The 22647-nt window shown below is 70.1% G+C and carries 21 protein-coding genes; 9 read left to right on the top strand and 12 right to left on the bottom strand.

What is annotated here, in order from left to right; all coding sequences use genetic code 11:
• Window positions 1–35: 35 nt before the first annotated feature.
• Both ACF1CT_RS27110 and ACF1CT_RS27105 read left to right on the top strand, forming a co-directional pair.
• A complete protein-coding gene (locus tag ACF1CT_RS27110; protein WP_391786572.1) occupies window positions 36–617 on the top strand; it encodes a GNAT family N-acetyltransferase in 582 nt (193 codons plus the stop codon).
• Between the two features lie 114 nt (window positions 618–731).
• Window positions 732–1082 (top strand): DUF6879 family protein, encoded by a 351-nt coding sequence (locus ACF1CT_RS27105; protein WP_391786571.1) that lies wholly within the window; start codon window positions 732–734, stop codon window positions 1080–1082.
• A 161-nt stretch (window positions 1083–1243) separates the two neighbouring features.
• Here the strand turns inward: ACF1CT_RS27105 and ACF1CT_RS27100 are convergent, their stop codons facing one another.
• From ACF1CT_RS27100 to ACF1CT_RS27080, 5 genes are all read right to left on the bottom strand, one after another.
• On the bottom strand, window positions 1244–2050 hold the full coding sequence (locus ACF1CT_RS27100) for a hypothetical protein (protein ID WP_391786570.1): 807 nt from the start codon (window positions 2048–2050) through the stop codon (window positions 1244–1246).
• Between the two features lie 776 nt (window positions 2051–2826).
• Window positions 2827–2952 (bottom strand): hypothetical protein, encoded by a 126-nt coding sequence (locus tag ACF1CT_RS27095; RefSeq protein ID WP_391786569.1) that lies wholly within the window; start codon window positions 2950–2952, stop codon window positions 2827–2829.
• Between the two features lie 74 nt (window positions 2953–3026).
• Window positions 3027–3413 (bottom strand): DUF3263 domain-containing protein, encoded by a 387-nt coding sequence (locus ACF1CT_RS27090; RefSeq protein ID WP_391786568.1) that lies wholly within the window; start codon window positions 3411–3413, stop codon window positions 3027–3029.
• A 173-nt stretch (window positions 3414–3586) separates the two neighbouring features.
• Window positions 3587–4831: an ABC transporter substrate-binding protein gene (locus ACF1CT_RS27085; RefSeq protein ID WP_391786607.1), complete on the bottom strand. Its 1245-nt coding sequence runs from the start codon at window positions 4829–4831 to the stop codon at window positions 3587–3589.
• A gap of 305 nt (window positions 4832–5136) precedes the next feature.
• The gene (locus ACF1CT_RS27080; protein ID WP_391786567.1) at window positions 5137–6003 is read right to left on the bottom strand and encodes a hypothetical protein; all 867 of its coding nucleotides are present in this window, start codon (window positions 6001–6003) and stop codon (window positions 5137–5139) included.
• A 459-nt stretch (window positions 6004–6462) separates the two neighbouring features.
• Between ACF1CT_RS27080 and ACF1CT_RS27075 the strand changes: the two genes are divergently transcribed.
• The 4 genes from ACF1CT_RS27075 to ACF1CT_RS27060 all read left to right on the top strand — a co-directional run bounded on the left by ACF1CT_RS27075 (window position 6463) and on the right by ACF1CT_RS27060 (window position 10860).
• Window positions 6463–7395 carry an ROK family protein gene (locus ACF1CT_RS27075; RefSeq protein ID WP_391786566.1) on the top strand — a complete coding sequence of 311 codons (933 nt, stop codon included), beginning with the start codon at window positions 6463–6465 and terminating at the stop codon, window positions 7393–7395.
• Window positions 7395–8549, top strand: coding sequence for an N-acetylglucosamine-6-phosphate deacetylase (gene nagA / locus ACF1CT_RS27070; protein ID WP_391786565.1), 1155 nt, complete (start codon window positions 7395–7397; stop codon window positions 8547–8549). The genes ACF1CT_RS27075 and nagA overlap by 1 nt, the downstream gene beginning before the upstream one ends.
• 234 nt (window positions 8550–8783) lie before the next feature.
• Window positions 8784–9917 (top strand): 1-phosphofructokinase family hexose kinase, encoded by a 1134-nt coding sequence (locus ACF1CT_RS27065; protein WP_391786564.1) that lies wholly within the window; start codon window positions 8784–8786, stop codon window positions 9915–9917.
• Between the two features lie 94 nt (window positions 9918–10011).
• Window positions 10012–10860: a ketose-bisphosphate aldolase gene (locus ACF1CT_RS27060; protein WP_391786563.1), complete on the top strand. Its 849-nt coding sequence runs from the start codon at window positions 10012–10014 to the stop codon at window positions 10858–10860.
• 232 nt (window positions 10861–11092) lie between these two features.
• Here ACF1CT_RS27060 and ACF1CT_RS27055 read toward each other — a convergent pair whose 3' ends face one another.
• Window positions 11093–12094, bottom strand: a complete 1002-nt coding sequence (locus ACF1CT_RS27055; RefSeq protein WP_391786562.1) for a CBM35 domain-containing protein — start codon at window positions 12092–12094, stop codon at window positions 11093–11095.
• 161 nt (window positions 12095–12255) lie between these two features.
• Window positions 12256–13899, bottom strand: a complete 1644-nt coding sequence (gene cdgB / locus ACF1CT_RS27050; RefSeq protein WP_391786561.1) for a diguanylate cyclase CdgB — start codon at window positions 13897–13899, stop codon at window positions 12256–12258.
• Window positions 13900–14386: 487 nt separating this feature from the next.
• Between cdgB and ACF1CT_RS27045 the strand changes: the two genes are divergently transcribed.
• Window positions 14387–14893 carry a flavin reductase family protein gene (locus tag ACF1CT_RS27045; protein ID WP_391786560.1) on the top strand — a complete coding sequence of 169 codons (507 nt, stop codon included), beginning with the start codon at window positions 14387–14389 and terminating at the stop codon, window positions 14891–14893.
• A 154-nt stretch (window positions 14894–15047) separates the two neighbouring features.
• On the opposite strand, the gene arfB is transcribed toward ACF1CT_RS27045, so the two are convergent.
• Window positions 15048–15482, bottom strand: a complete 435-nt coding sequence (gene arfB / locus ACF1CT_RS27040; RefSeq protein WP_391786559.1) for an alternative ribosome rescue aminoacyl-tRNA hydrolase ArfB — start codon at window positions 15480–15482, stop codon at window positions 15048–15050.
• A gap of 295 nt (window positions 15483–15777) precedes the next feature.
• Between arfB and ACF1CT_RS27035 the strand changes: the two genes are divergently transcribed.
• Window positions 15778–16353 carry a TerD family protein gene (locus ACF1CT_RS27035; protein ID WP_391786558.1) on the top strand — a complete coding sequence of 192 codons (576 nt, stop codon included), beginning with the start codon at window positions 15778–15780 and terminating at the stop codon, window positions 16351–16353.
• 423 nt (window positions 16354–16776) lie between these two features.
• Complete coding sequence (locus ACF1CT_RS27030; protein WP_391786557.1) at window positions 16777–18357, top strand: M4 family metallopeptidase; 1581 nt, start codon at window positions 16777–16779, stop codon at window positions 18355–18357.
• A gap of 89 nt (window positions 18358–18446) precedes the next feature.
• Here ACF1CT_RS27030 and ACF1CT_RS27025 read toward each other — a convergent pair whose 3' ends face one another.
• The 4 genes from ACF1CT_RS27025 to ACF1CT_RS27010 form a co-directional block, all read right to left on the bottom strand.
• The gene (locus ACF1CT_RS27025; RefSeq protein ID WP_391786556.1) at window positions 18447–19859 is read right to left on the bottom strand and encodes a M1 family metallopeptidase; all 1413 of its coding nucleotides are present in this window, start codon (window positions 19857–19859) and stop codon (window positions 18447–18449) included.
• A gap of 78 nt (window positions 19860–19937) precedes the next feature.
• The gene (locus ACF1CT_RS27020; RefSeq protein WP_391786555.1) at window positions 19938–21083 is read right to left on the bottom strand and encodes a YncE family protein; all 1146 of its coding nucleotides are present in this window, start codon (window positions 21081–21083) and stop codon (window positions 19938–19940) included.
• 122 nt (window positions 21084–21205) lie between these two features.
• On the bottom strand, window positions 21206–21802 hold the full coding sequence (locus ACF1CT_RS27015) for an ankyrin repeat domain-containing protein (protein WP_391786554.1): 597 nt from the start codon (window positions 21800–21802) through the stop codon (window positions 21206–21208).
• 151 nt (window positions 21803–21953) lie between these two features.
• On the bottom strand, window positions 21954–22514 hold the full coding sequence (locus tag ACF1CT_RS27010) for a heme-binding protein (protein WP_391786553.1): 561 nt from the start codon (window positions 22512–22514) through the stop codon (window positions 21954–21956).
• Between the last annotated feature and the right edge of the window lie 133 nt (window positions 22515–22647).

Below are 22647 nucleotides of genomic sequence, written 5' to 3'. Positions count from 1 at the left end.
ACAGGCACAGGGCCGCACTTGCCATGATGTCGACCATGCCTTCCCTGGTCACTCCAGTCATGTCCCCCGGCGCCCTCAACGCCTCTGCCCAGCCGGCGCTGCCGATAGACGACGACTTGTTGCTGCGGCCGTGGCTGCCACTCGACGCAGCCGCCGTCACCCGTGCTTTCCAGGACCAGGCGATCCAGCGCTGGCACCTGCGCAAGGCGGACTCCGAAGACGAAGCCCAAGAGTGGATCAAACAGTGGCGACGTGGCTGGGAGACTGAGACCGCCTGCCACTGGGCCGTGGTCGATGCCGGCACCGGCGCGCTTCTCGGACGGGTCTCCCTCCAGTCCGTCATCATGACCGGAGGCCAAGCAGAGATCTCCTACTGGACGACCCCGGAGGCTCGTGGCAAGGGGGTCTGCTCCCGGGCAGTGGCCCAAGTGGCGAGCTGGGCACTGGAAGAAGCCGGCTTCAACCGACTCGAACTCAGCCACTCAACGGTGAACGTCGCATCCTGTCGCATCGCGGAGAAGACTGGCTTTGCCCTGGAAGGCGTACGACGCCGGGCGCTGCTCCACGCCGACGGCTGGCACGACATGCATCTGCACTCCCGAGTCCACAGAGCCTGACCGGGCATCTGGTCTCGCCAGTAGCGGCCGCTGTCCAGATACTGGGCGTTCCGCCCCACGAGGCACTGATCCGGATTCCGACCCGAATGGTGCCGACGCCGGGGAAGGCGTGCGATGTCGCAGAAGGAACCGATCTTTGCCGAGTTGCTGGCAGCAGCCCGGCACTCGGCGGTGCGTCTGGAGATGCGCGACTCGTACGGGGTGGGCGACGAAGCCAAGAACTTCGAGCACTGGAGGCGCACCGGCCAACGTGATGTGGACCCCGCATCCGCTTACTGGGCGCCCTGGGTCGGACTGTTGCGCGGGACCGCCTCTCGGGGAGGCGTCGTCCGCCGGGCACACGTAATGTCCGAGCCGATCTCGATCCCATTTCCAGTCCGAAGGCATGCCCGAACGACCACGGAAGCATCGGCGGTTTCCATGCGAATCACCAGACAATTACGCAATACCTGCTTCATGGGATAGCTGTTCCACGGGCGCTTCGTGGCCGGAGGATCCGGGGGCAGGGCTTCGCGTAGTCGAGCTGCGCCCTTTTTGATCATTTGAGACCGACAAGGATGAAGGAGCGAGCTTGACCCCGGATTGTCCAGCGGAGGCTGACACACCTCACCGTCACCGGGAAAAGCTCACTCCCGGCTACCACTCGGACGGAAAAGTATTATATTAGGATATTCGCTTTCCCTGTTGATCCGAACCCCAGATACCACTAGGTCAAACAGCTCGCCTTTTCCTTTACTGAGAACGTTCTCAATATGGGAGGCGGCACCGCTTTTCAAATCTGGCTGATCAACGTTTTTCAACTCAGCACTGCACGTACCCTCTTCACACCCCCTAAATCCTTCCGTTATGCGCACCAGCGCCTCCGTGCACTCCCCATCACAGTCACCCCTCTGTCGAGGGTCGGGGAAAGATACGTAGACTAAGTGCTGATTCTCCCCGGTTTGGGGTCGATTCTTCTCGCGAAAATTGGTAATTTTAGCATTCTCGATGAAGCTTATTTCTGTAGAACTCGCAGAACTCGTAGAACTAAGAAGTGAGCCCAAGAAATGTCCGCCAACGCCGCCAACCCCGAGCATGAAAAGCGAAAGAAGCGTCAGCATGCCGGCGCCGCTCTTAATCCATTTCGGAATCCTTGAGAGCAGTTGCCCGATCCCCAATATCACATTCCCAAGGACCTGCACGGGATCCGGGTCGTTGTTCGGGTCCCGCCGTTCGGGGTCTGGCCGACTCATTGCGATGCTCTTTCCTGCTTGATTTTGTCGCCGAACGAAGGTACGGGGGGCCAAAAACACCCTTCTGGTACCGATAGAACACCCCTGGGCCATCTTGAATCTTCCCCTCGTCGAGGCCGGGAGGAAGAGGCAGGGGGGAACCAGAATGCCATAAAAAAGCGTGATCATCTGGTGTAGTTTCAGGACTTCTTCCAGGTACACAACTTGCGGCGTACGCACCCCGGTTCGCCGTTGAAACGGAACGGGAGATCAGCCCGGCTGGTGCTGCTGGTCAGGGCCGCTGCGGAACAGCTGGTCCGAGGCGGGGACGTATCCCTGGGCCACTACCTCACGGGCACGCAGTTCCACTCGCTCGCTCTGGTGATGTGCTCCCCGAACCGTTCCAGTCCGGCACTGCCGTGCCCGGTTCGGTAGGCACGCGTTCGGTAGGCACGGTGGAGAGGCGCGCAGACGCGGTGCGAGGCCGGAGGCCGTCCGACCAACAGCGCGTCGCGGGGCCGGTCGGACTGCGACGACGGCGGAGGAGTCGGTGCGGCCGACCAGCAGGGCGGCTCTGACCTTGGCCCGTCCCCGCGCGGTGGCCCCCGCCCGGTCGAGGTGGTCGGCGTTGCCGTCGTCGGGGCGAAGGGAATCGTCCCGACCCGCCGCACAGGGGGCGCAGAGTCCCCGGTGCCGGATCGCCCACGGGTTTCGCCTGTGCCGTGGACGTCGTCGACCGTCCGCCCACCCCTGCGGGATGCCTGCCCTCGCAGGCTGCGGCGTCCCCCGGTCGGCGGTCGGGGAGGGAGGGTTCTTTCCCGCGGTTCTTTACGGGGTGGGCGCCATGTCCATCGGCGGTCGGCACACCGGAGCCCGGACGGGTGGCACCCGGAACGGGATGAGTCGGCTGCGGGGTGTCGTAGACGTGGGGCTCGCTGGGGAACGTCCCGTCGTCACGGCGGTGCTTGGCGACCCTGTAGTAGCCGAGGGCCGTCAGTTCACACAGCGCCTTCGCGACCGCGGCGGCCCTGGGTGCTGGTGTCGGCCATGCGCCGTCCGTCCTCCGACCAGCCGTCGGGACGGGAGAGGAGATCGGCCAGCAGGCCGCGTGCGGTGCAGGACAACCACCGGTCCTGCAGCAGGGCGTTGGGCAGGACCGTGAAACCGCGCGTATGGCGGCTTCGATGGATCTGGTCCGTCAGCGCCGTCCGCGACGCGCGTCCCGGACGCGGCGCAGGCGGTTCACCGTCACCGGGTCCTCCTCCAGCGCGCGACGGTCGTCGAGGAGCGCGTTCAGGACCTGGTAGTAGCGCGTGGGCGAGATGCCGAGTTGTTCGCGGATCGCCCGTTCCTTCGCCCCGGGACCGGTCCACGACCGCCGTTCGACGGCGAGCACGGCGCGGTCGCGGTCGGAGAGGCCGGCGGCCGGGGAAGCCGGGCCCGACGGGGGCGCCGGGGCTGATGGGGCTACCTGGTCGGCCGGACTGTCGGGACCGGTCGGGGCATCGGAGTCGGTCGGACTGTCGGAGTCGGTCGGGGCATCGGGGCCGGTCGGGTCGTCCGGTCCGGGTGCGGGGGTGGTCATATCAGCCAACATATCGCCCGGCCGGACGGCCGCCACCCGGCCGGCCGAAGGACGGCCCGCCCTCGCCCCGCTCCCCCACCAAGCGGGTCCGCTCCCACTGCTCCCCCACTGCTCCCCCACCGGTCCCGCAGGTCCGACGGTCCCGCGGGGTACCACGGTCCCGTCGGCCTCAGCTACTTCGCCGCCTCCGCCGCCGCCGCTTCCCGGGCTATACGGCCCAGCACGGTCGCGGGGCTCCCGCCCGGCTCGACCGCCTTGCCGATGTTCTCCTTGATCGACTCGCTGGTCCGGGCCCAGGACGTCTTGTTGTACGGATAGAACTCCGCGTCGGGCAGCGCGGCCAGGAACTTCCGCAGCGGCTTGTGCTTGGTATCGGACTCCATCACCGCCGAGGCACTGCTGGTGACCGGCAGCAGGTCGTACGCGTCGACGAAGTCGATGACGTTCTTGTCGGTGAAGAGGTACTCCAGGAACTTGCCCGTCTGCACCCGGTGGCCGCGCTGCTTGAAGCCCATGATCCAGTCGGCGACGCCCATCGGGCTCCTGCCGGGGCCGTCGACGCCGGGCAGCGGCACCATGCCGACGGAGACCCCGTTCTTCTTCGCCTCACGCATCAGCGTCGGGTGACCGTTCAGCATGCCGACGTCACCGTGCGTGAACGCCTCGAAGGCCTTGGCCCGGTCGAATGAGCCGGGCGCGACGGGTCCCACGAGGCCCTTGCCGACGAGGTTCTTCTTCAGCCAGTCGAACGTCTCGACGTTCTCGGCAGCGTCCAACCCGTACGAACCGGAGTCGTCGATGTAGCCGCCGCCCCTGCTCAGCAGCCACATCATGGTCTCGGCCTGCGACTCCTCCGGGCCGAGCGGCAGCGCGAAGGGGTACTTCACTCCGTGCTGCTTGAGCGCCGTCGCGTCGTCGCGGATGTCGTCCCAGGTCTTCGGGGCGGTCAGGCCGGCCTCGGCGAACAGGTCCTTGTTGTAGAAGAGCAGCCGGGTACTGGCGACGAACGGCAGCCCGTACTGGGTCAGGTTCACACGGCCCACGTCGGTGAGGCGGGGGAGGAAGTTGGCCTGGGTGCGTATGGACAGCAGTTCGTCGGCACGGTAGAGCTTCCCGGCCTTCGCATAGTCGGCGTACGAACCGATCTGGGCGATGTCGGGGGCCTGCCCCTTCTTCACCATCTCGGCGACCTCGCGGTCGATGTCGGTCCACGAGTAGACGCTGACGTCGATCTTGATACCGGGGTGGGACGCCTCGAAGCTCTTCACGAGCGCGTCCCAGTACTTCTTGGAGCTGTTGGCCGGGCTGGTGCCGTAGTCCGCCGCGACGAGCCGGAGCGTGACGTTCCCCGAGCCGCCGCTACCACCGCCGCATCCCGCGAGCACTGCCGTCAGTCCCAGCGCGGCCACAGCCGCGATCCGTCTCAAGTAACGCTGCCGCACAGCCCAGTCCGATCTCGTGGAGCCCTCCGAATGAGCAGCGATCCTTCCCGGTCGGTCGTCGAAGGTCTACACCAAAGACCTATCGCTTTCGCAACGAGCCCGTGCCCTCGCCCGGTTGCGTCATCGGGACACCGCCGTGACCTGCACCGACGCCCAACCTCGCTGATTTAAACGGAACTTCGGCATCCGGTCGTGGTCCGGCCGCCGGGCCGTCCCCAGTGGTCGAGACCGGCTCCGTCGCGCGAGAGGATCGCCGTGATGGGCCGCACCGGACTCGGCGCCTACTCGGGGACGCCCTGGAAGCCGGTCAGTACGGTGTCGAGGATTTCCCGCGCCTTGCTGTACGCCGGGCCGCTCGGCTGCGCGCCGGGTGCAGGGGTCGGGTCCAGCGACCCGTTCTCGGCGACCTTGAGCACCTCGACGAGAAAGCGGCCGTTCGTGCCGTAGACCAGCGCCTGGCCGTACTCCAGGGACGTGTCGGTCGGCGTGAGCGGCGGGCTCGACGCAGCGGGCAGCCCACCGACGGGGGTGAGCTTCCCGTCCGGCCCGATAGTCCAGTCGGGCCCGGGTGACGGTGCCGCCGCCCGATGCCGGGCGTCGCTGAGGACGGCCACCCCCGGGCCATGCTTGCCCGCGGTGATCTGCGCGCCGGTAGTGACCGGTGTCCTGGAACGGGAGACGGTGGATGCCGGGGCGTTGGCGGTGCGAGGGCCGCAGCCGCGGGCCGCCGTGAGCACCGTGGCGAGCAGTTTGGACGTGTCGGTTTTCCGGGGCAGAAGGTAAATGCTGACACTGAATCCGGGTTTGGAGCGCTCCGACCGCAGTTCGTACAGGGCCGGCACGGGCACCGCCTTGCGCGTGCTGGCCCCCTTGTCGGTGATGCGCACATCACCGTCCAGCTCCACCAGTCGGCAGGGTGAGATGCCCAGGGGCCGGTTCGGCTCGGGGCGGTGGACGACGCCCTCGCCCAGCTCGGAGACCCCCCGGTTCAGCCGGGAGTCCATGATCTGCTGCATGTAGGAGGGTTCGAACTCGTCACCGGAGGCACTCGGAGCAGCAGGGCTCGCCTCCCCGCCCGACGAGGTGCACCCGCTCACCAGCAGGCCACCCAGGACCGCCACCGTCGACAAGCACCGCCCGATTCTCATGGTCCGACGGTACGGCAGCACCCCCGTCGGCGCCACGAAATCCGTTTATTTGAGAGGGAGTTGGGGTTTGGGCGTAGGTGGAGTTCCGCACGCGCGACAACGGGTCCGGGCGATCGGCACGGCGGCACACTCCGCAGGAAGGGCTTCCTCAAGATCGCCCGCTTCGCGGAAGGCGCCGAAGGCACCGGCACCGCGATGCCGCCGACACGGTCCAGGTCCGGTGGCACGGGTCACTCCGCGAGGGCCGCTCCGGGCGCGGGACCGGGCGGGCCGGGGCCGGTCCGGGCCGGTCGGCCGCAAACCGGTCGCCGGGGGCCGGGCCGGGTGACCTCGGGACCGTCCGGCAACGCCCCGGGGAAGGGTGTGCGAACATCCTGCGGACACGATTTTGTATAGAACCGCAACAAACCGACAGAGTGGACTAGACCTATCGGGGTCACTCGGGCGAGACTGTTTCCCGTGAAACACGTCATCGCCCTCGATGTGGGCGGCACCGGAATGAAGGCCGCACTGGTCGGGGCCGACGGCACCTTGTTGCACGAGGCGCGGCGGGCCACCGGCAGGGAGCGCGGCCCCGAGGCCGTCGTGGAGTCCATCCTCTCCTTCGCCGCGGACCTGCGGGCATACGGCGAGGAACACCTCGGCGAGAGCGCACAGGCGGCCGGTGTCGCCGTGCCCGGAATCGTCGACGCCGAGAACGGGATCGCGGTCTACGCCTCGAACCTGGGCTGGCGGGACGTGCCGATGCGACGGCTGCTCGGCGAGCGGCTCGGCGGCGTCCCCGTCGCACTCGGACACGACGTGCGCACCGGCGGGCTCGCCGAGGGCCGGATCGGTGCGGGCAAGGGCGCCGACCGCTTCCTCTTCATCCCGCTGGGTACCGGCATCGCCGGGGCCATCGGCATCGCCGGCACCATCGAGGCCGGGGCGCACGGCTACGCGGGCGAGATCGGCCACATCGTGGTCCGCCCGGACGGCCCCGACTGCGGCTGCGGCCAGCGCGGCTGCCTGGAGACCCTGGCGTCGGCCTCCGCGGTGACCCGAGCCTGGGCCGCCGCCTCCGGGGACCCGACGGCGGACGCGGCGGACTGCGCGAAGGCCGTCGAATCGGGCGATCCGGTGGCCCTGGAGGTCTGGCGGAACGCCGTCGACGCGCTGGCCGCCGGGCTGGTCACCGCCCTGACGCTGCTCGACCCCCGCATGCTGATCATCGGTGGCGGGCTCGCCGAGGCGGGGGAGACCCTGTTCACACCACTGCGTGCGGCCGTCGAGGAACGCGTCACGTTCCAGAAGCTGCCCCACATCGTCCCGGCAGCCCTCGGGGACACCGCCGGATGCCTGGGCGCGGGGCTGCTCGCCTGGGATCTACTCGACACGGAGGTATCCGCCTGATGGCCGGACGCGCAGACAGCACAGTTCTCGCAGGTGCCCGTGTGGTGCTTCCCACCGGGACGGTCGAGAACGGCCGGGTGATCGTCGAGGGCACCCGGATCGCCGGTTCGGCCCCGGAGGGCGCCCCGACCGTCGACCTGAGCGGCCACTGGCTGGTCCCTGGCTTCGTCGACATGCACAACCACGGCGGCGGCGGCGCGTCCTTCACCGGCGGCACCGTGGACGAGGTCCTCACCGGCGTCCGCACCCACCGCGAGCACGGCACCACCACCCTGGTCGCCTCCACGGTCACCGGCGAGATGGACTTCCTCGCCCACCGGGCCGGTGTCCTGTCGGAACTCGTCGAACAGGGCGATCTGGCCGGCATCCACTTCGAGGGCCCCTTCATCTCCCCGTGCCGCAAGGGCGCGCACAGCGAGGACCTGCTGCGCGACCCCGACCCGGCCGAGGTCCGCAAGCTGATGGACGCGGCGCGCGGCACGGCGAAGATGTTCACCCTGGCCACCGAGCTCCCCGGCGGCATCGATTCGGTGCGGCTGCTCGCCGAGCACGGCGTCATCGCCGCGATCGGCCACACCGACGCCACGTACGAGCAGACCGTCGAGGCGATCGACGCGGGCGCCACCGTCGCCACGCACCTGTACAACGCGATGCCGCCGCTCGCCCACCGCGCCCCCGGCCCGATCGCCGCGCTCCTGGAGGACGAGCGGGTCACCGTCGAGCTGATCAACGACGGCACGCACCTGCACCCCGCCGCCCTGGAGCTCGCCTACCACCACGCGGGCGCGCACCGGGTCGCGCTGATCACCGACGCCATGGACGCGGCGGGCTTCGGCGACGGCCTCTACCAGCTCGGCCCGCTCGCGGTCGAGGTCAAGGACAGCGTGGCACGGCTGGTCGAGGGCAACTCGATCGCGGGCTCCACACTCACCCTGGACACCGCGTTCCACCGGGCCGTGACCATCGACAGGATCCCCGTCGACGACGTCGTGCAGTCCATCTCCGCCAACCCGGCCCGGCTGCTCGGCCTGTACGACCGGGTCGGCTCGCTGGAACCGGGCAAGGACGCCGACCTGGTGGTCCTGGACGCGGACTTCCGGCTCAAGGGCGTCATGCGCAAGGGCGAATGGATCGTCGAGCCGCAGATCGGCTGATTCACCCCATCGAGGGATGATTCCGCCCCTTACGCGAAGGTTCCACCCTTTGTTGACGGTGAGTCGAATACGTAACGAAGAGACGGCGGTTGGTCCGGAGGTCTGGGCCGACCGTCGTCTCTTTGACATGATCGTCCCGGAAACGGGCGGCGCGTACGCCCGGCAACAGGCAGAGAAAGCGCGTTCCATCCCGAGGGATCGTGCTCCAGAGCAGGGATCGAGGGAGCGGCCGCGGTGATCCTCACGGTCACACTGAATACGGCACTCGACCTGACGTACGGCGTCCCGGAACTCGTCCCGCACGCCAGCCACCGCGTCAGCGACATCTCCGAGCGCCCCGGGGGCAAGGGCCTCAACGTGGCCCGGGTCCTCGCCGCACTCGGCCACGAGACGGTGGTCACCGGCTTCGCGGGCGGCTCCACCGGAGCGGTGCTGCGCGAACTGCTGGCCGACCTACCGACGCGGGACGCCCGGTCACAGGACGCCCGGTCGTCGGATACTCGGTCGCGGGGCGCGGGGGCGAACGGCCCCGAGGCCGACACCACAAGGCCGGGGCCCCGGCCCGAAACCGCCGTCGTGCCGGGCGGGGAGGACGACCGCGCGATACCCACCGGCTCCGCACCCGCCCCGCACGCCTCCCCCGCCCCACGCACCGCCCCCGCACCGATCATCGACGCCCTGGTCACCGTCGCCGGGAACACGCGTCGCACGATCGCCGTCGTCGACCGGACCACCGGCGACACCACCCAGCTCAACGAACCCGGCCCGCTCATCAGCGCCGACGAGTGGTCCGCCTTCCTCGACCGGTACGAGGAACTCCTCGCCGAGGTCGATGCCGTCGCCCTCTGCGGCAGCCTGCCGCCCGGCATCCACGTCGGCGCCTACGCCGAGCTGATCCGCCCGGCCCGCGCGGCCGGCGTCCCGGTGCTCCTGGACACCAGCGGCGAACCGCTGCGCCGCGGCATCGCCGCCCGCCCCGACCTGATCAAGCCGAACGCCGACGAACTCGCCCAGCTCACCGGCTCCCGCGACCCGCTGCGCGCCACTCGCGACGCCCGCCGCCGGGGCGCGCACGGGGTCGTCGCGTCGCTGGGTCCGGACGGCATGCTCGCGGTCACCCCGGACGGCGTCTGGCAGGCGTCCCCGCCGGACCGGGTCCGGGGCAATCCGACCGGGGCGGGCGACTCCGCGGTGGCCGGGCTGCTGTCCGGCCTCGTCGAGGGGCTCGGCTGGCCGGACCGGCTTCGGCGGGCGGTGGCACTGTCGACGGCGACCGTGCTCTCCCCGACGGCCGGTGACTTCGACCGGGCGGCGTACGAGGAACTGCTGCCCGGCGTCGGCGTCGAGGAACACCCCCGGGTGGCCTGAGCCGCCGCCCCACCACCGGCCCAGAAGCAGCAGAAACAGCAGAAACAACAAAGCAACAGAAGCAACAGAAGCAACAGAAGCAACAGAGGTCAGCATGCCGCTCGTCAGCACCGGTGAACTCGTCTCCGCCGCCCAGGCCGAGGGACGCGGAATCGCCGCCTTCAATGTGATCACGCTGGAACACGCGGAGGCCATCGCGGCCGGCGCGGAGCGCGCCGGAGCGCCCGCCATCCTGCAGATCTCCGAGAACGCCGTGAAGTTCCACGGTGGCCGGCTCTCCCCCGTCGCCGCCGCCGCTGCCGCCGTCGCCCGCGCCTCCGGCGCCCCGCTCGCGCTCCACCTCGACCACGTCGAGTCCGTGGACCTGCTGCACCGGGCCGAGGCGGAGGGCTTCGGCTCGGTGATGTTCGACGCCTCCAAGCTCGGATACGAGGAGAACGTGCGGGTCACCGCCGAGGCGGTGGCCTGGGGCCGGGAGCGCGGCATCTGGATCGAGGCCGAACTCGGCAAGGTCGGCGGCAAGGAGGGCGAGCCCCCGCTCGACGCCCACGCCCCCGGCGTCCGCACCGACCCGGCCGAGGCCGCCGCGTACGTCCGTGACACCGGCGTGGACGCGCTCGCCGTCGCGGTCGGCTCCTCGCACGCCATGACCGAGCGGACCGCCGCCCTGGACCACGAGCTGATCGGGCGACTGCGCGACGCGGTCCCGGTCCCGCTGGTGCTGCACGGCTCCAGCGGTGTCCCGGACGACGAGATCCGCCGGGCCGTCGCCTCCGGCATGGTCAAGATCAACGTGGGCACGGCGCTGAACACCGCCTTCACCGGCGCGGTACGGGAGTACCTGGCCGGGGACGCCAAGAGCGTGGACCCGAGGAAGTACATCGCGCCGGGCCGCGAGGCGATGGCCGCGACGGTGGCCGGCTTCCTGGCCCTGATGGGCTGAACTGGCTCCGGCCGTACTCCACGGAAGAGGGTCCCCGGGGGGCCCCCCCCCCCGGGGGGGGGGCCCGGGCCCCCCCCCCCGGGGGGGCCCCCCGGGGGGCGCCCCCCCCACCGCGCCCACGGGCCCCGGCGGCCCCCCCCGTACGTGGGCCCCGTTGCCGCACACCCCGGGGTGTGCGGCAACGGGACCCTCTTTCCTGTGGTCACCGTGCGGGCTCAGGCACCGTACGGGCTCAGCCGCCGTCGGGCGTGACCTCCAGCCAGTCGAGGACCACGTCGCACTGGTTTCCGTCCTGGCACGAGATGCTGATCTCGTTCTCGCCCTTGCTCAGATCGACCGGCGCCCAGGTGGTCTGCCAGTTCTTCTCCCAGTTCGGGTCCGAGGAATGCACGAAGTTCTTGAGCCCGATGGGCTGCGAGTTCGGCTTGCCGTTGACCGTCAGCGTGGCGTTGGCGTCCTTGGCGGGAATCGCGTAGCGCACCGTCAGGCGGTACTTGCCGCCGTCCTGCATCTGCGCCTTCCAGGTCACGGACGCCCCGACCGCGTTGAAGCCCGCGACGTACGAGCCGTTGGGACCCTGCGCGCCCTTGATCGACTGCTCCACGGTGGCGGGGCCGCCGAGCTTCAGCGTCGCCGCGTCCTGCTTGGGCAGCTCGGCCTGGGCCTCGGGGCTGGCGGACTCCTCGGGCTTCGTGGACTCCTCGACCTGCCCGGAGGACCCCTGCGACGTGCCCGCCTCGTCCTTCTTCTCGTCCTTCTTCTTGTCCCGGTCCGAGAGCAGCGCGGCACCGATGCCGATGCACACCACCAGCACCACGGCCACCGCACCGATCAGCAGGCCCTTGGTGTTCGGGCCGCCCTTGCCGGGACCGCGGCCGGGCTGCTGCGGGGACTGTGCGTGCGGAGCGCCACCGGGGTACGTCTCCGGGGCCGCGTACTGGGCGTTCGGCCCGCCGTAGGGCTGCTGCTGGGGCGCCTGCTGCCCATAGGGCTGCTGCGGCCCCTGCTGCCCGTAGGGCTGCTGGTGCGGCACCTGCTGTCCGTACTGGCGCTCGCCGACGGCCCGCACCTGGTTGTACGAGGTCCGGGGCACACCGGGCTGCGGGGCCACCGGGGGGTAGCCGTAACCGCCCTGCCGCGGCGACTGGGCGCCGGCTGCCTGACCGTCCTCGTACAGGTAGCCGAACGGATCGTCGTCATCGGGCGTGTTTGCGCCGTTGTTACCGGCCGTCATCCCTGGTCACTCCTCACCATCTCGCCAGCCGTCGCCGAATAGTGCCAGCCGTGGCCGACCGGCCGAGCCTACCTCGAACGGACCACACCAAGAATTGCCGTCGCACGTCCTGGAACCGCACCGGGGCAGTGGTACGCAGAGGTACAGCGCCGTCGTGAACATCAGCCCGCCCGGCGGTGAACCTTCGACCGTGACCGCTTCTCCACGTACATGCGCTGATCGGCGGAGGCCAGTACCTCCTCCGCGGTCATGCCGCAGGAGGCCCAGCCGATGCCGAAGCTCGCCCCGACGCGCACCGCCCGGCCGTCGACCCGGATCGGCGGGATGATCGCGTTGCGGAGGCGGACGGCAAGATCGGCGGCGTCCGCGGCGCCGAGCCCGTCGGCGAGGACCACGAACTCGTCACCGCCGAGCCGCGCGACGGTGTCGCCGTCCCGGACGCACATGCTGAGGCGGCGGGCGACCTCGATCAGCACGGCGTCGCCGGTGTGGTGACCGAAGCGGTCGTTGATGGACTTGAAGCCGTCGAGGTCGCAGAAGAGGACCGCGAGCCCCTTCGCCCCGTCGTCCTGCTCGGTGTCCGGTGCGACGGCGTGCACATGGTGGTCGTACGGGCTGCCCACCGCGGGGTCCACCTCGTAGCCGTGCGCCCGAGCGTCCGGATCGTCGGCTTCCGCATAGGCCGCGTCCAGCGTCTCGACCGCGGTGGCGGCGACCGAGTGCGGACGCTCGCAGAGCCGGGCACCGAGCCGGGACCGCAACTCCGCGCTGTTCGGCAGACCGGTGAGCGCGTCGTGCGAGGCACGGTGCGCGAGATTCAGCTCGTGCCGCTTCCGCTCCTCTATGTCCTCGACGTGGGTGAGCAGGAAGCGCGGACCGTCCGTGGTGTCGGCGACGACGGAATTGCGCAGCGAGACCCACAGGTAGCTGCCGTCCCGCCGCCCCAGTCGCAGTTCGGCCCGGCCGCCCTCGGCCGAGGTCCGCAGCAGCGTGCCGATGTCCTCGGGGTGCACGAGATCGGCGAAGGAGTAGCGGCGGAGCACGGACGCGGGACGCCCCAGCAACCGGCACAGGGCGTCGTTGGTCCGCAGCAGCCTGCCGTGCTGGTCGCCGCCCATCTCGGCGATGGCCATGCCGCTGGGCGCGTACTCGAAGGCCTGGCGGAAGGACTCCTCGCTGGCCCGCAGCGCCTGCTGTTCCCGCTCAAGACGGACCAGGGCACGTTGCATGTTTGCTCTGAGCCGGGCGTTGCTGATCGCAATGGCCGCCTGGGAGGCGTACATCTGGAGCGCCTCACGGCCCCAGGCACCGGGGCGGCGTCCGTTGCGCGGACGGTCGACGGATATGACGCCCAGCAGGTCGCATCCGCCGCCCGAAACGTGCATCGGGGCGTAGAGACGGTCCTCGGGGTGCCACTCGTCCTCGAAGCGGGGCTCGGGCCCGTCGGTGTGCCACTGCGGCACGTCGTCGTCGAGAAGGACCCAGCCGTCGGTGTGCGGGATGAAGCGGAGCCGCCCCCAGTCCTCACCCATGGACAGCCGGCGCTCCCAGGAGGAGCGTGAACCGACGCGGCCGGTGATCAAGGCTTCCGCGGCACTGTTTCCGGCGAACGCGGCGACGACGAGATCCCCGTCGGAACGGACCAGGTTCACACAGGCCAGCCCGTAGCCGAGCCCGGTGACGATTCCGTCGGCCACGGTCTGCAGTGTGTCGGCCAGGCTCCGTGCCGTATTGAGGTCGGCCACGGCCTGGTGAAGCTGGCGCAGCGCCGCAAGACGGACGTACGGCTCCGACTCGGCCTCCATTGTTCGCACTCCCCGAGACCTCGACAGCACTCCAGGTTCATATCGGCGTACTTGATGACGTACGTGGATGACCCACTTGGATGACTTAGACGGCTTAGATGACTTACTTAATGAAGTGTCACGGCCACTGAATCACAGTGAGCTGTGCCGCCGGTACACAGGGTCAGCAATAATTGCTCTCTGTGACTCAAGTCACAACAGATGGTAAAGGGACTGGGCTTTCCATACCGAGCGGCCCGTTCTTTATTGAACGCAAATCCGGAATCAGCCATACCGCCCACGCCACCACTACTCGCCACGCCGCCACTCGTCACGCTGCCGCTCGCCACGCTGTGTGACCACCCCGCCCCGTCGTGGGCACGAGGTCCTAGGACCAGGTTCGGCCCCTGGCCCGATGCCCCGGGACACCGGGCGCGGCTAGCGTGCCGGTGTGTTGCAGACAAAGTCCCCCTCCCCGCGTACCGCTTCCGTCCCCCATGCTGAGGGGGTGAGCAACGATGAGTTCCGTGCCGCCCTGTCCCGGCTGGCCGCCGGAGTCGTGCTGGTCACGGCCGAGGAACCACCGCTCGACGAGAACGGACTCGGCGAGGACGTCGGGATGACGGCGACCGCCTTCATGTCGGTGTCGCTGGATCCGCCACTGGTCATGGTGAGCCTGCGCAACGACTCACGGATGGACGACCTGCTGGCGGAGCAGCCGCTGTGGGCGGTCTCCGTGCTCGCCGAGAGCCAGCGGCACATCGCCGGGCGGTTCGCGATGAAGGGCCGGATCAGCGACCGGCTGCTGTTCGAGGACATCCCCTACCGGAGGGGCGAGTTCACCCGCGCTCCCCTGGTCGGCGGTGCGCTGGCCACGCTGGAGTGCCGTACCGAGCAGCGGGTCCCGGCGGGCGATCACATGCTGGTGATCGGCCGGGTGCTGAGCGCGTCCCTGCCCAGCGGGGAGGGGACACCGCTGATGTACTTCCGGGGCCGGTACCGGCAACTGGGGTGAGACGGCGCGGGGCGGATCGGGGCGGGCCCGGGCGGGGCCCGGATCGGGGCGGGCCCGAATCGGTACGGGCCCGGACATGGCGCGGGTCGGGGCAGGGCGCGGGTCGGGGCAGGGCGCGGGTCGGGGCAGGGCGCGGGTCGGGGCTGGGAAGCGGTCACCAATCGCGGCCGGAACGGCCGCGCTTCGTCTCGCCGCGCTGTTTCTTCTCGCGCAGACGGCGCTCGTTGATGCCGCGCGGGATCCTGGTCCTGCGGCGCGGCTTGGGGGGTGGCGCGGTGGCCTCGGCCAGCAGCGAGGCGAGCCGGACGAGAGCCGTCTCCCGGTTGCGCCACTGGGAACGGTGCTCGGACGCCCGTACCGCGACGACGCCGGCCACGAGCCTGCTCTCCAGCCGCTGGAGCGCCCGCTCCTTCCACACCTCCGGAAGCGCCTCGGTCGCCGCGAGGTCGAAACGGAGCTCCACCTGGGAGTCGCTGGTGTTGACGTGCTGTCCGCCGGGGCCGGAGGAGCGCGAGAAACGCCACATGAGCTCGGCCTCCGGCACGGAGACCGAACCACGGATGACATAGGGCCCGGACATGGCATCCATGTTCCCCGGCCCACAGGGTGTTCGTCACCTTCTTTTGCCGCACGGGGCCCGATTCGGCTGCCGCGCGGGGCTTCGTTCCTCTGCGGCGCGCAGCTCCGTCCGTCTGCGGCGCGGGGCTTCATCCGTCTGCCGCGCGGGGGACCGCGCCATGCGGGCCGTCCCGGGGCCGGGCGCGCGACTTCGGTAAAGAAAGTAAAGGGAGCAGGAACCTCCCGGTCCCCTGCTCGCGTTATGACGAGTGACGGTAGCTTCGTGATGGCATGAAGCCCGCACCCGACGATGAAAGGGACTTCCCATGGCTGTAAGCCTGTCCAAGGGCGGCAACGTCTCGCTCACCAAGGAGGCCCCTGGCCTGACCGCCGTCACGGTCGGCCTCGGCTGGGACGTCCGCACCACCACCGGCACCGACTTCGACCTCGACGCCTCGGCGATCGCGGTCGACGCGGCCGGAAAGGTCGTCTCCGACGGCCACTTCGTCTTCTTCAACAACAAGTCGACGCCGGACCAGACCATCGTCCACACCGGTGACAACGTCACGGGCCAGGGCGAGGGCGACGACGAGCAGATCAACGTCAACCTGGCGGGCCTGGCGGCCGAGGTCGACAAGATCGTCTTCCCGGTCTCGATCTACGACGCCGAGAGCCGCAGCCAGAACTTCGGCCAGGTGCGCAACGCGTTCATCCGCATCATCAACCAGGCCGGCGGCACGGAGATCGCCCGTTACGACCTGAGCGAGGACGCCGCCACCGAGACCGCCATGGTCTTCGGCGAGCTCTACCGCAATGGCGCCGAGTGGAAGTTCCGCGCGGTCGGCCAGGGTTACGCCTCGGGCCTGGCCGGTATCGCCCAGGACTTCGGCGTCAACCTCTGACGCCCCGGGCCCGGCGGGCCCATGCTCACCCGGGAGCCCCCGGCCGTACGTCCTGCGGCCGGGGGCTCCCGCACGTCCGCCGCAGTCGGCGCGCGCCGAATCCGGGGGGCGGGGCCGAGCCGGAGGTGTGACCGGGGGCCGTAACTGGGGCCGTAACTGGGGCCGTAACTGGGGTGCGACCGGGTCCGGCGCCAGGGGCATGACCGGGGGCCGGTCCCGGCCCGCGCTCGTTCCTGTCGCGCGTCATGCACACACGATCTTCGTATCGTGCACACTCCGCCGAATAACGAACACGAATGAACCCCAGTCGGACAAGAAGTAGTCAAAAAAATGTGAGGCATTTGTTAGTGCACCGTCAACCTTGGCCATTCGGTGGCACGCTCTCCGCTCGTAACCCCCCACGGAACGAGCAACGGAGAACGCATGACCCCCCACATGAACACCCGTCGCGCCGCTGCCCTGGCCGCCGTGGCCGCGATGGTCGTCGTAGGCGTCCAGTCCGGCTCGGCAAGCGCCGCCCCGGACAAGGGAAATGACACCTCCTCCGCCACTCGCAGCGCCGTCGCCCTCGGCGCGAACACTGCCTCACAGCGCACCGCCGCCATCGAGTCGGCCCAGGCCGACACCGTCTCGGCCGCCGCGTCGCTCGGCCTCGGCGGGCAGGAGAAGCTGATCGTCCGTGACGTGATCAAGGACACGGACGGCACCGTCCACACCCGCTACGAGCGCACCTTCGCGGGCCTCCCGGTCCTCGGCGGCGACCTCGTCACCCACACCGCCCGCAACGGAAAGCTCAAGGGCGTCACCAAGGCGACCGAGGCCACGATCTCCGTCCCGTCGACCACGGCGAAGATCAAGACCGCGGCGAGCGCCCGCAAGGTGATCTGGGCGAGCGGCGGCAAGCCCGTCCTCGCCTTCGAATCGGTGCGGACCGGCGTGCAGAAGGACGGCACGCCGAGCCGGATGCACATCATCACCGACGCCACCACCGGCAAGGAACTCCGCCGCTACGAAGCGATCGAGACCGGTATCGGCAACAGCCAGTACAGCGGCAAGGTCGACCTGAGCACCACCAAGACCGGTTCCGGCTACGAGCTGACCGACGGCGACCGCGGCGGCCACAAGACGTACGACCTCAACCAGGGCCAGAGCGGCACCGGTTCGCTGGTCACGGACGACGACGACACCTGGGGCGACGGCACCGGCAACGACCGCCAGACCGCCGCCGTCGACGCCGCCTACGGTGCCGCGCAGACCTGGGACTTCTACAAGTCGGCGTTCGGCCGCGACGGCATCGCCGGTGACGGCAAGGCCGCGTACTCGCGGGTCCACTACGGCAACGCCTACGTCAACGCGTTCTGGGACGACAGCTGCTTCTGCATGACGTACGGCGACGGCGCCGACAACAAGAGCGCCCTCACCGCTCTCGACGTCGCCGGCCACGAGATGAGCCACGGCCTGACCTCGTCCACCGCCAACCTCGACTACTACGGCGAGTCCGGTGGCCTGAACGAGGCGACCAGCGACATCCTCGGCACCGCCGTCGAGTTCGCCGCCGACAACAGCACCGACGTCGGCGACTACCTCATCGGCGAGGAGATCGACATCAACGGCGACGGCACGCCGCTGCGCTACATGGACGAGCCCAGCAAGGACGGTGCCTCCGCCGACTACTGGGACAGCAGCGTCGGCGGCCTGGACGTCCACTACTCCTCCGGTGTCGCCAACCACTTCTTCTACCTGCTGTCCGAGGGCAGCGGCAAGAAGACGATCAACGGCGTCGACTACGACTCCCCGACCGCCGACGGCTCCACCGTCACCGGCATCGGCCGGGACAAGGCCGTGCAGATCTGGTACAAGGCGCTCTCCGAGTACATGACGTCGGGCACCGACTACGCGGACGCCCGCTCGGCGACCGAGAAGGCCGCGACCGACCTGTACGGGGCCGACAGCACCGAGCTCAAGGCCGTCGACGCCGCCTGGGACGGCGTCAACGTGAAGTAACACCCCCGGAGCGAGCGGGGACACGCTACGCGGAACGCGGCGCAGAACGCAGCGGGAAACGCGGTGCGGAACACCACGGGAGCCGGTCGTCAGCCCTTCGAGGCGGGCCGGCTCCTCCCGTACAACCAGGTGTCCCACAGCCCGGTCAGGTCCTTGCCGGTCGTCCGCTCCACATAGGCGGTGAAGTCCGCGGTCGACGCGTTGCCGTGCCGGTGGGCCTTCGTCCAGCCCCTGACGAGCGCGTAGAAGCGCCGGTCGTCCCCGACGGCCTGCCGGATCTTGTGGACCACCATCGCGCCGCGCCCGTACACCGGCGCCCGTGAGATGTCCGCGGCGGTGGGCGGATCGGACGGCGGAAAGGCCCAGTTGGCGTCCTCGTCGAAGGCGTCGTCGAACCGTTCCTCGACCGGACGGCCCTCCTTGTCCTCCTCCCACAGCCACTCCGCGTAGGTCGCGAAGCCCTCGTTGAGCCACATGTCCCGCCAGCTCTTCGGCGTGACGGAGTTCCCGAACCACTGGTGCGCCATCTCGTGGACCAGCAGTCCGGCATTCGGCGGCCCGGGGAAGAACGGACGGTTCTGGGTCTCCAGCGCGTAGCCGGCGTCCCCGTCCCGCCCGACGATCGCCCCGGTGGCGGAGAACGGGTACGGGCCGAAGTGTTCCGCCTCCCACTTCACGATCTCGGGCACCCGGGCCAGGACCGGCGCGCTCTGTGCCGCAACCGTCGTGTCGGCCGCGGTGAACACCTTGATGCCGTCCGGAGTTGTCGACGCCTTCGTTGCGAAGCGGCCGACGGCCACCGTGGCGAGATAGCTCGCCATCGGTTCGGCGACGTGCCAGTGGTAGGTGCCGGAGCCGTCCGCGGCGGTGGTGCGGGACGCCAGTTCCCCGTTGGAGACGGCTGTCAGGCCCCGGGGGACGGTGACGGTGATGTCGTACGTCGCCTTGTCGCTCGGGTGGTTGTTGCCGGGGAACCAGGCCATGGAACCGGTCGGCTCACCGAGCCCGACCGCCCCGTCCGCCGTCCACAGCCAGCCCTCCTCCGAGGTGTCGGGGTCGGTGAGGGTCTCGGGGGAACCGGAGTAGCGGATGACCGTGCGGAACGTGTCGCCCTTGCGGAGCGGTTCGCCGTCCTCGGTCGCGGGCCGCAGCGTCAGCTCGTGACCGGCCCGGTTGACGGCGGCCCGGCGGCCGTCGACGGTCGCGGTCTGCACGGTGAGCCCGGCGAGATCCAGGTTGAAGGCGCTGAGGTCCTGGGTGGCGCGTGCGGTGACGGTGGCGGTGCCGCGCAGCCGGTGCGCCTGCGGGTCGACGTCGAGCACGAGGTCGTAGTGCGTGACGTCGTAGCCGCCGTTGCCGAGCTTCGGAAAGTACGGATCGCGCAGACCGGAGGCACCGGGGGTACCCCGGACACCGCCCGAACAGCCGGTGGAGACCGCCAGAACCAGCAGGGCGAGGGCGGCGGAGCCCGCCGTGCGGCGTACACGTGTTCGCTGATCCACACCCGCGATCCTAGGGACTGTTCCGTGGATATGGGGTGGCCGAATGCGCCGTATGCCGGAGCACGGGAACGCCCGCGGTCAGAGAACGGCGATGCCGAGCGGGCGGGTACCGGCGGGCACCTCGGCCGGGGGCCGCTTCCCGGTGAGGTCGACGACGGTGACGCCGTTCCCGTACCCGTCGCGGGTGAAGCCCTGGGTGACGTACGCCGTACGGCCGTCCTCGGAGACGGTCACGTCCTCGTGCGGACCGTCCAGCGGCACGACGCGCTCGGAGCCGTCCGGTTCGCGGACGGTCAGGGACGGGCCCCGGTCGTCGGAGACGATCGGGCCGGTACCGACGACGAGCAGAGTGCCGTCGGGCGTGATCGCCGCACCGTGCTGATGGGTGTTGGCGGTCATCGGCTCGATCGTCGACCTTCCGCTGCGCGGATCGAGGACGACGAGCCGTTCCCCCTCGAACGGCAGCAGCAGCCTGCCGTCGGTGGGACGGACGACGGTGTAGTGCGGCTTCAGCCAGGACCCGAGACCGCCCTCGGTGCCGTACGGGGCCACCTCGTACCGGCGGGTCCCGAGGGTGCGGGTGTCGACCGCCGTGACGTCGAAGGAGTCGTGGCCGGTGGCGTACACCTCGGCGCCGTCCGCCGAGACGTCCACGTCGAAGGGGCGCCGCCCCACCTGCACGGTACCGGTGATCTCGCGGGTCGCGGTGTCGACGATCTCCAGGACGCCGTTGCCGCCGGGCACGTTGACGCCGACGTAGACCCGGCGGCCGTCGGGGGCGAGGGCGATCCCCATGCCACCGCCCCGGTACTCACCGGTCGTGGCAGGTCCGGTCCCGGTCCGGTAGGGGATGCGTGCGAGGCGGGTGCGGGTCGCGGTGTCGACGACCGCGACGCCCTCGGCGGTCGTCACCCATGCCAGCCCGTCGTCACCGACGACCAGACCGTACGGGGCGGTGCCGACCTCGACCGAGCCGAGCACGTGCCGGCGGTGCCCCGGTTCCGGGTCGACGAACGTCACGGTGTCGGCGCCGAAGTCGGCGACCAGAAGGGTGCCGTGCGGGGTGGGCGCGGAGGACGGCGGACCGGCCGGCGAGGTGGGGTTCGCCGTGCCGGGCCGCGTATCGGCCTGTGCGCCGGACTGCGTATCGACCTGTGTGCCGGTGGCGCAGCCCGCGAGCACGGCCGCGGCGGCGACGGCCGTCACCACCCGGGCCGTCTTCACGGCCCGGGCTGCTGCGACTGTTCGGGCGGCTGCGACTGTTCGGGCGGCTGCGGCTGTTCGGGCCGTCTTCACCGACGAACGCGCTGTCACCGGACGGTCCGCCTCCGGCGGTCGGGGGCCGCTCACCGGGCGCTCCTCAGCAGCGCGGCAATCTCCGCGAAGCCCCGACGTTCGGCGTGCGTCAGCGCGGTGACGCCGTCGCCGTCCGGGAGGTCCGGGTCCGCCCCGGCCGCCAGCAGGAGTTCGACGACTTCCTGGTGGGTGCGGCCTCCGTCGCCGAGGATCACGGCTTCCAGCAAAGCCGTCCAGCCGAGCCGGTTGACGTGGTCGACGTCGATGTCCGTGGTCCGGAGCAGTTCCCGTACGTAGGCGACGTGACCGCGCTCGCTCGCCGGGATGAGCGCGGTGCCGCCGAACCGGTTGGGGAGCTTCAGGTCCGGGTCGGCCGGCAGGAGCACGCGCAGCATCCGGACGCTGCCGGTCACCCCGGTCGACAGCCAGGGGCTGTCCTCGCGCCGGTCCTGGGCATCCGGGTCCGCACCCGCGCCGACCAGCAGCCGGGCCGCCCCGACGTGGTCACCGTGGACCGCGAGGAGCAGCGGGGTACGCAATTCCTCGTCCCGGCAGTCGACGCGGGCGCCGCTCTCGATCGCGGTCCGCACCCCGTCGGTGTCACCCGTACGTGCGGCGTCGAGCAGTCGGCGGTCGAAGGCGTTCATGTCAACTCCTGGTGCGCTGGGGCCTGCTCCTGGTGCGCTGGGGCCTGTCCGGCTGTCCGGCTGTCCGGCTGTCCGGCTGTCCGGCTGATCCTTTCGGGTCCGCGGGCCGGACAGGCCCCGGGGTGTTCTGCTGCGACGTGGGGTGTTGCGTCTACCGGGCGAGGGCGGCGACTCCTGCCCGCGCGAACTTCTCGTCGAGATCGCCGCTGGGGGCACCGGCAACGCCGATGGCCGCCACCGGGGCGCCCTTGGCCTGGACCGGGGCGCCGCCCGCGAGGAACAGAGTGCCAGGGATGTCCTTGAGCGTCGGGGCCTGCTCCAGCCGCTTGGCCAGCTCGGAGGTGGGCGCGTTCCAGGAAACGGCGGTGAACGCCTTCTTCTCCGCGGCCTCGTAGGACTGCGGACCGGCACCGTCGCCGCGCAGTGTGACGATGGTGTTGCCGTTGCGGTCGACGACGGCGACGGAGACCCGCTGGTTCTCCTTCTTCGCGGCGTCGAGGGTGGCCTGCGCGGCCTTGGTGGCGGCGGCCACGGTCAGGTGGGTGGTCTGCTGGAGGTTCCGGTTCGAGGTGTCGGCCTTGACGGCGGCAGCCGGGGCAGCGGCCGGGGTGGAGGCGCTGGCGGACATGACACCGAAGGTTCCGGCGCCGACGGCGGCCACGGCGACGGCGCCGGTCAGGACACGGGCACGCAGCGACAGCTTCTGCTTCATGGTGGACTCCTTCTACGCATTCGGGATTCGTTGAACTCGCATGCCGACGCATTCGGAATTCTCCGAAGAAAAAGAAGTCGACGGAGAACCGGATTCGATGACAAACCGGATTGAATAGGCAACCGGATTCTGC

It is taken from the genome of Streptomyces sp. NPDC014734, assembly GCF_043083325.1.
In the GTDB taxonomy this organism is placed as follows: domain Bacteria; phylum Actinomycetota; class Actinomycetes; order Streptomycetales; family Streptomycetaceae; genus Streptomyces.
Note: the sequence above shows the minus strand (reverse complement) of the source record. Positions and strands in the feature narration are given on the sequence as shown.